This window comes from Stenotrophomonas sp. HMWF003, from assembly GCF_003061285.1.
GTDB classification, from domain to species: domain Bacteria; phylum Pseudomonadota; class Gammaproteobacteria; order Xanthomonadales; family Xanthomonadaceae; genus Stenotrophomonas; species Stenotrophomonas maltophilia_AP.
The window spans coordinates 7,144-12,998 of record NZ_QAIW01000260.1 but is presented as its reverse complement, the minus strand read 5'-3'; the positions used below and the strand labels follow the sequence as shown (position 1 = coordinate 12,998).

Below are 5,855 nucleotides of genomic sequence, written 5' to 3'. Positions count from 1 at the left end.
GGCCGTAGCCGCCGATGAAGCGACCGGCAGGTGTTGTGCGATCGCGTCCGGGAATCGCGCGAAGCGCAAGACCGACAACGCCGGGGGCCGAATGATCGCCGGTGGCCGAGCCGATCAGTGCCGGCGCCGCGCCGCGAAGCTTGCCGTCACCACCGAATACCAGAATCTGGGCCGCGGCCTTGTCCAGCACCGCGAACGGGTAGCCCTGGCTGTCCTTGCTTGCGACAACCCAACCCGCCAGCTCGATCACGGTGTCGGACACTTCCTGGCCTTGCGGAAGCTCATCGACGGCCGCAACCGGCTGGGCAACGGAATCTTTGGCATGGGCGACATCGGTGCTGGCCAATGCCAATGCCAACGCCAGCGCGCCAGCTGCAGCCCGGAATGCAGGAGATGAATACGTAAGGATGGGACAGTTCCTTGCTATGAAAACGGTGTGATCACGGGACGCCGGTGGCCTGCAACGGCCACCGGAACCCGATTCCGGTTAACCGCGCGGCGTGCGGCGAGGTGCCTTTTCAAGCTGCTGGACGCGGCCTTCAATCTGATCCAGACGCTGGTTGGCCTGCTGTGCGGACTGGTTGGCAGACTCGGCACTCTGGGCCGCACCCTGCACCTTTACGTCGAGCTGGTCGAGGCGTGAGTTGATCGTTGCAAATTCGTCTTTATAGGTGGCGCAAGCACTGAGACCGACGGTGGCGACAATTGCCACGGTGAGCGTACGGGCGGCGTTGAGCTGTTGCTTGGTGAGGAACATTGCACTCCCTCCTTCGTCTGGGGAACCCGGACTATAGCGGCCTTTTCGCCAGAGCCATGACCGGCTTTCAGCTGCGATTGGAAGACGTGGAGAGAGCGTGAAGAGCGATCTTCATCGCTTCAGCTTCACTCTTTCGGTCTCCATGAGAACGCGTGCTACTGAGCGAACATCACGCCGCGCGTGAGCATCTTCATGGCGTGGCTGCGATAACAACGTGGGCTTCGGACAGAAGCGGCCATGCCCGCCGCGGGTCGGGTATCGGCCAGCGGATGCGTTGGCCCTCGGCTCGCACTGTCAGCCACGCACGTGCCGGAACCTCTGTTTCCAGACACGCTCGGCACAGCGCGACGCGTCAGGATGATTCAAGGCCATCGACCGTTCCCACCGCATCCTGGCGTATCACCGGTTCGCAGGTATCGATGCCGGCCACACCCGCTTCCGCAAGTGCCTTCGCCAGCCTTTCGCCGCATATCAGCAGCGGGATGGCCTCGTTGTGCGAGCCGAAATACCGATCCGAGAACGCCAGCTCATGGTCGGCCAAAGACGCACCGCGAGCGAGCACGATGGTGCCGCGGCCCACAACATCCAGGTGGCGGCCACACCCGGCGCACAGACGCAGGCACTGCGTGCCCATGGCGGCATAGTCCAGGGCAACCGGCGTGACGCAGGTAAGGTGGTAGAAACCCGGCGCCTTCGGCAGGTCCACGAAGCGCAGGTTGCGTCCACCCAGCGATGCATGGAGGGCGCGAAAACGGTCACTGACAATCACTGCGCCGTCGTAGCAGCAGGACAGGTCCAGGCGACGCCTGCGCAACCGGAACCCCGGGTTGGTGAAGTCCGGATCGGTGCGGTAGCCGCAGGTGGAACACGTGGGAACACCACTGCTCGGGTCCACTTCGTCGCACGAGCCGATCATGTGCGAGTCGTTGCCTTTCAGACTCAGGTGATAAAGCACGGGCGGTATCGGCAGGGAATCGATCGAGGTGCCGATCTTAGCAGCGCCGCCTGAGTGATCCGGCCGGTCATACTGCTGCGCATGAAGATCGCCCTCGCCTCCCTGCTGCCCACCACCGACCTGCCCCTGGTGGCATTCCTGCACCGTCGGCTGGCGCTTCCGCTGGCGCATGTACGTGGGCAACTGGCGCTGGGGAGCAGCGGCACGTTCTACACCTGCGCGCTGTATGGCAACGACCATGTGCAGCGTGACAGCGAGATCCGCGACGTCGTCAGGATGTTCGCCGAACGCAACGCGCCCCTGCAGGTGTGGGAGATGGAGGCGGGCCAATCGCCGCAACCGCTTGAAGAAGCCCACCTGATGAACGCGCTCGACGCGGCGGCGGGGTCTTACCAGTAGCGGCGCAGCCGCTGGCGCGGTAGACGGCACCACCTGGGTCCATCGGTGCCCGTCGTGCATTCCACCCATCAGCAGTGCGGACACCAGCCCCACCCCGCCGCCGCCGTACACGGGACTTCTGGCAGCTTGACGAAGGACCGTTTTACCCAATACTCCCGCCATGCTCAGCCAACACTTCCTGTTCTTCTTCGCCATGCTGGGCGCCTTCAACGGCATCGTGGCAGCATCGGTGCTGTGGTGGCGGGCCAAAGGCGTGCCATCGCAGCGCTGGCTGGCACTGCTGATCCTGATGGTGGGCGTGCGGACCGGAAAATCGGTGGCCTTCCATTTCTGGCCTGACATTCCGCTGGTCGTGCTGCAGCTCGGCCTCACGGCGTGCTTCTTCATCGGGCCCTGCCTGTTCTTCCTGATCCGGTCCAGCCAAGGCGACGCCCCCGGCCACGCCGACCGCTGGCACCTGGGCGCGCTGCTGTCGATCGCCATTGCGCTGAACGTGGTGGTCCCCTATTCCACCCATGTGGACCTGTGGCGCCACGGCATCACAACGGCCATCAACTACGCATGGCTGGGCTACCTGCTGTTGGCCAGCGGGCAGCTGTTCATCTATCGCGCGCGCCTGCGCGGCACGTCGTCGGCGCCGCTGCTGCTGGGTGCGGTGGCCGGCATCTGGATCATCTGGATCGCGTACTACACCGCTGGCTACACCTCCTACATCGTGGGCGCGTTGTCGTTCACCTTCGTTCTGGCGGCCAGCATCGTGGCCTGGCTACGACTGCGCTCGGGCCAGGTGCCGATCGAGCCCTACCAGGACCGCCGCATTCCCGACACCGAGGCCGCCTCGCACCTGCAGGCGCTGGCGGCATTGATGGCCACCGAGCGCCTGCACCTGGACCCCGCGCTGACCCTGCCCCGGCTGGCCCGGCGGATGGGCATGCCGCAGGCCCGGCTGTCGCAGCTGCTCAACGACAACAACCAGACCTCCTTCAAGCAGTACCTGGCGCAGCTGCGCGTGGTCGAGGCAAAAGCCTTGTTGCAGCAGCTACCGTCCAAGCCGTTGGAGCGGGTGGCCGAGGAGGCCGGCTTCCAGTCCATGTCCACCTTCCACAGCGCCTTCAAGAAGTGGGAGGGGATCACCCCGGCGGCGTTCCGCGCCACCGGCAGCGACTCCCAGAATCGATTCCAGCACTCCTGAAACGTTCCGCAACATATTGATCTGAAAGACATCCGATAGGGTGCAGGCTCCTTCCCACGAGCCAGCGCCATGCATACGTTCCGCACCTTCGCCGCCTGCCTGCTGCTCCTGCTGAGCGTCTGGCTGGGCGGTGCCTGCAGCACCGACGCCGCACCTGCTGCGGCTGCCACGGCTGCCACGGCTGCCCCCGCGCGGCCCGCAGCGGGCAGCCCGGACCGCATCCTGTTCATCATCGCCAGCAGCACGGTGCATGGCACCTCCACCCTGCCGGCCAGCATCAGCTTCGGCGAAGTGGTGCATGCCTGGGACGTGTTCAACGCTGCCGGCTACGCGGTGGACATGGTGTCGCCCGACGGCGGGGCCGTGCCGATCCTGGATGACTACGTCAGCCCGGACGTGGCCGCCCGGCTGTACGACGCGCGGATCATGGACCCGCTGCGCACCACCTTCACCCCGGCCCAGGTGGACGCGGCCCGCTACCGCGCCGTGTATTACGTGGGGGGCAGCAACGCCATGTACGGCGTCCCCGAACACCCGGCGCTGCAACGCATTGCCCTGCAGGTTTACGAGGGCAATGGCGGCGTGGTCTCGGCGGTGTGCCACGGCACGGCCGGCATCGTGAACCTGCGGCTGGCCAGCGGCGACTACCTGATCGCGGGCAAGCGCGTCAGTGGGTTTCCCGAAGAGCACGAGCAGCAGGGCGCGGCCTACTTCAAGCAGTTCCCGTTCCTGATCGGCACGACCGTCCGCGCGCGTGGCGGCGTATTCCATGCCGTGAACGGCGAGGCGCCGCACGTCCAGGTCGATGGCCGGCTGGTGACTGGGCAGAACTACGCCTCTGCCGCGCCCGTGGCCCACGCCGTTGTGGCGGCGCTGGGCCCGCCCGCCCACCGGCTGGTGCAGCGCGCCGCACCGAACTGATTCACCGCAGTACCCGACGCCGGCGACATACGGCGCTGTTCGCTCACCCACACCACAGGAAAACCCATGACATCTTCGATCCGACCCCTGGCATTTGCCGGCGTGCTGCTCCTGCTGCTTCCCACCGCCGCCACCGCACAAAGCAGCGACCGTGAGGCCGTGGACCAGGTCATGCAGACCTTCATGCGCGCCTACCGCAGCGCCGACAACACGCTGGCCAAGCAGGTCTTCCGCAGCGACGGCGTCATGATCGGGTATTCGGAAGCCCGCGGGCCCGCACTGGCCTCCCGCACCGGGGAACAGTTCGCCGAGGGATTTGATGGCAAGCCGGCCGCCAACGAGGCCCAGCGCAAACGCAGCTACCAGATCGTGGATGTGGCCCGGAACCTGGCCGCCGTGCGGGTGAACCTGGATTACCCCGGATGGGACGGCGTGGACTACGTGGTGCTGCTCAAGACCGACGGGCAGTGGAAGATCATGAGCAAATCGTGGACCGGGGTACCGAAGTGAGGCGGGTGTAATACCCCACCTGCGTGACGCGTGCCGCTCACGCTGCGGCCATGCACCCCATCCTGCGGTGCATGGCCGTGCGCCTAGGCATGCGGCATGTACTCACGCCATGCCGAACGGACTGCAATGCCAGCCCTGCTGCCGGCGCGCCCACGCGTCCGGGTCCGGGTCGCCGCAGTCATCGCGTGGGGCCTGCCCATCTGCAGCCGCACTGCGGCTGATGTAGGCGTGCATGACCTGGTGCAGCAACGTTTCAACCGGACAGTGTTCGCGTGCGGCGGTTTCGTGGAAGCGGGCGCATAGGCCGGGGTCGACCGTTACCTGCATGAAGACACGCTTGCTCATGGGCTACTCCTGTTGCCAAGTGGCGGGGCAGCGCCCCGCGCTACGTGTAGGGACTGCGCGGCACGGCACCGCGCTACGCTGCGGCCTTGCGCTGCAGCTTTCGCGGGATCTTCGGCGGAACGATGACCGGGCGGCTTACCACGGTGAGTACGATGCGGCCGTACGTGGCCTCCACCTTCAGACTGGCGCCGATGTCGAAACCCACATCCAGCAGCCACCGGCCACGCAGCTTCAGGTAGGGCACCCTCTCGGTGGGCCCCTGCTCTTCGCGGTCGGGGTACGTCAGGAAGCCTACCTTGTAGCGCATGGCGGGGCGGGAATACGCTTTGCGCTTGGGCGGTTCAAAGAAGGGCGTGTGTGCCCACGGGGTATGCATGCTGGACCTCCGGTTGACCTGTCGCCCCGCCGGGATGGCGGGGCGTCGGGAGGTTAGAAACCGTCATGCTCGAACCGGCGGGCGTATTTCCACGAGGGTGTTGTATTAGCCACCCTCCCGACAAAGGACGTCCAACTTTCGAGCATGAGGAGTTTCTACGCTCCGGTGAACACCATGCGCGTTGGTGTTGAGGATGGGAAATCGCTTGTTTCTGTTGATGCGGCGGGTTTGTTTGATGGGGTCTTGAAGACGTTGATTGCGTCAGGTGCCGCGCATCGAGCCGATGGAATGCGTGTGTGTTCAACATGCCTTCCGTGTCTGGAGACTGGCCGTATCAAGCATCCTCACTTCGCGCTCAGGATCGTCCGGCAGGCGGTGCCACGGGTTGGGGCGCGTCCAT

The 5,855-nt window shown here is 65.6% G+C and carries 9 protein-coding genes and 1 pseudogene; 5 read left to right on the top strand and 5 right to left on the bottom strand.

Features of this window, described 5'->3' with window-relative positions:
• The 3 genes and pseudogenes from DBR34_RS22685 to DBR34_RS10865 all read right to left on the bottom strand — a co-directional run.
• Window positions 1–358 (bottom strand): annotated as a pseudogene (locus tag DBR34_RS22685) (hypothetical protein); the annotation flags it as partial.
• Window positions 359–487: 129 nt separating this feature from the next.
• Window positions 488–757: a hypothetical protein gene (locus DBR34_RS10870; protein ID WP_128096802.1), complete on the bottom strand. Its 270-nt coding sequence runs from the start codon at window positions 755–757 to the stop codon at window positions 488–490.
• A gap of 352 nt (window positions 758–1,109) precedes the next feature.
• Window positions 1,110–1,712, bottom strand: coding sequence for a hypothetical protein (locus DBR34_RS10865; protein ID WP_128096801.1), 603 nt, complete (start codon window positions 1,710–1,712; stop codon window positions 1,110–1,112).
• An 81-nt stretch (window positions 1,713–1,793) separates the two neighbouring features.
• Here DBR34_RS10865 and DBR34_RS10860 point away from each other — a divergent pair, with 81 nt between their 5' ends.
• The 4 genes from DBR34_RS10860 (at window position 1,794) to DBR34_RS10845 (ending at window position 4,734) form a co-directional block, all read left to right on the top strand.
• Window positions 1,794–2,111: a hypothetical protein gene (locus DBR34_RS10860; protein ID WP_219928265.1), complete on the top strand. Its 318-nt coding sequence runs from the start codon at window positions 1,794–1,796 to the stop codon at window positions 2,109–2,111.
• A gap of 160 nt (window positions 2,112–2,271) precedes the next feature.
• Window positions 2,272–3,303, top strand: a complete 1,032-nt coding sequence (locus DBR34_RS10855; protein ID WP_128096800.1) for a helix-turn-helix domain-containing protein — start codon at window positions 2,272–2,274, stop codon at window positions 3,301–3,303.
• Between the two features lie 69 nt (window positions 3,304–3,372).
• Window positions 3,373–4,224: a type 1 glutamine amidotransferase domain-containing protein gene (locus DBR34_RS10850; protein ID WP_128096799.1), complete on the top strand. Its 852-nt coding sequence runs from the start codon at window positions 3,373–3,375 to the stop codon at window positions 4,222–4,224.
• A 66-nt stretch (window positions 4,225–4,290) separates the two neighbouring features.
• On the top strand, window positions 4,291–4,734 hold the full coding sequence (locus DBR34_RS10845) for a nuclear transport factor 2 family protein (protein WP_128096798.1): 444 nt from the start codon (window positions 4,291–4,293) through the stop codon (window positions 4,732–4,734).
• Window positions 4,735–4,836: 102 nt separating this feature from the next.
• On the opposite strand, the gene DBR34_RS10840 is transcribed toward DBR34_RS10845, so the two are convergent.
• Window positions 4,837–5,079: a hypothetical protein gene (locus DBR34_RS10840; RefSeq protein ID WP_128096797.1), complete on the bottom strand. Its 243-nt coding sequence runs from the start codon at window positions 5,077–5,079 to the stop codon at window positions 4,837–4,839.
• A gap of 73 nt (window positions 5,080–5,152) precedes the next feature.
• Entirely contained in the window at window positions 5,153–5,386 is a 234-nt protein-coding gene (locus DBR34_RS10835) for a type I toxin-antitoxin system SymE family toxin (RefSeq protein ID WP_258223818.1), read from the bottom strand.
• Between the two features lie 234 nt (window positions 5,387–5,620).
• Here DBR34_RS10835 and DBR34_RS21775 point away from each other — a divergent pair.
• Window positions 5,621–5,855: hypothetical protein (locus DBR34_RS21775; RefSeq protein WP_219928264.1), on the top strand; the 235-nt coding region annotated here is incomplete at its 3' end.

Coding starts and splice junctions, on each gene's coding strand:
- DBR34_RS10850 (WP_128096799.1), top strand. CDS start 3,373: ATGCATACGTTCCGCACCTTCGCCGCCTGCCTGCTGCTCCTGCTGAGC.
- DBR34_RS10855 (WP_128096800.1), top strand. CDS start 2,272: ATGCTCAGCCAACACTTCCTGTTCTTCTTCGCCATGCTGGGCGCCTTC.
- DBR34_RS10860 (WP_219928265.1), top strand. CDS start 1,794: ATGAAGATCGCCCTCGCCTCCCTGCTGCCCACCACCGACCTGCCCCTG.
- DBR34_RS10840 (WP_128096797.1), bottom strand. CDS start 5,079: ATGAGCAAGCGTGTCTTCATGCAGGTAACGGTCGACCCCGGCCTATGC.
- DBR34_RS10870 (WP_128096802.1), bottom strand. CDS start 757: ATGTTCCTCACCAAGCAACAGCTCAACGCCGCCCGTACGCTCACCGTG.
- DBR34_RS10845 (WP_128096798.1), top strand. CDS start 4,291: ATGACATCTTCGATCCGACCCCTGGCATTTGCCGGCGTGCTGCTCCTG.
- DBR34_RS10835 (WP_258223818.1), bottom strand. CDS start 5,386: ATGCGCTACAAGGTAGGCTTCCTGACGTACCCCGACCGCGAAGAGCAG.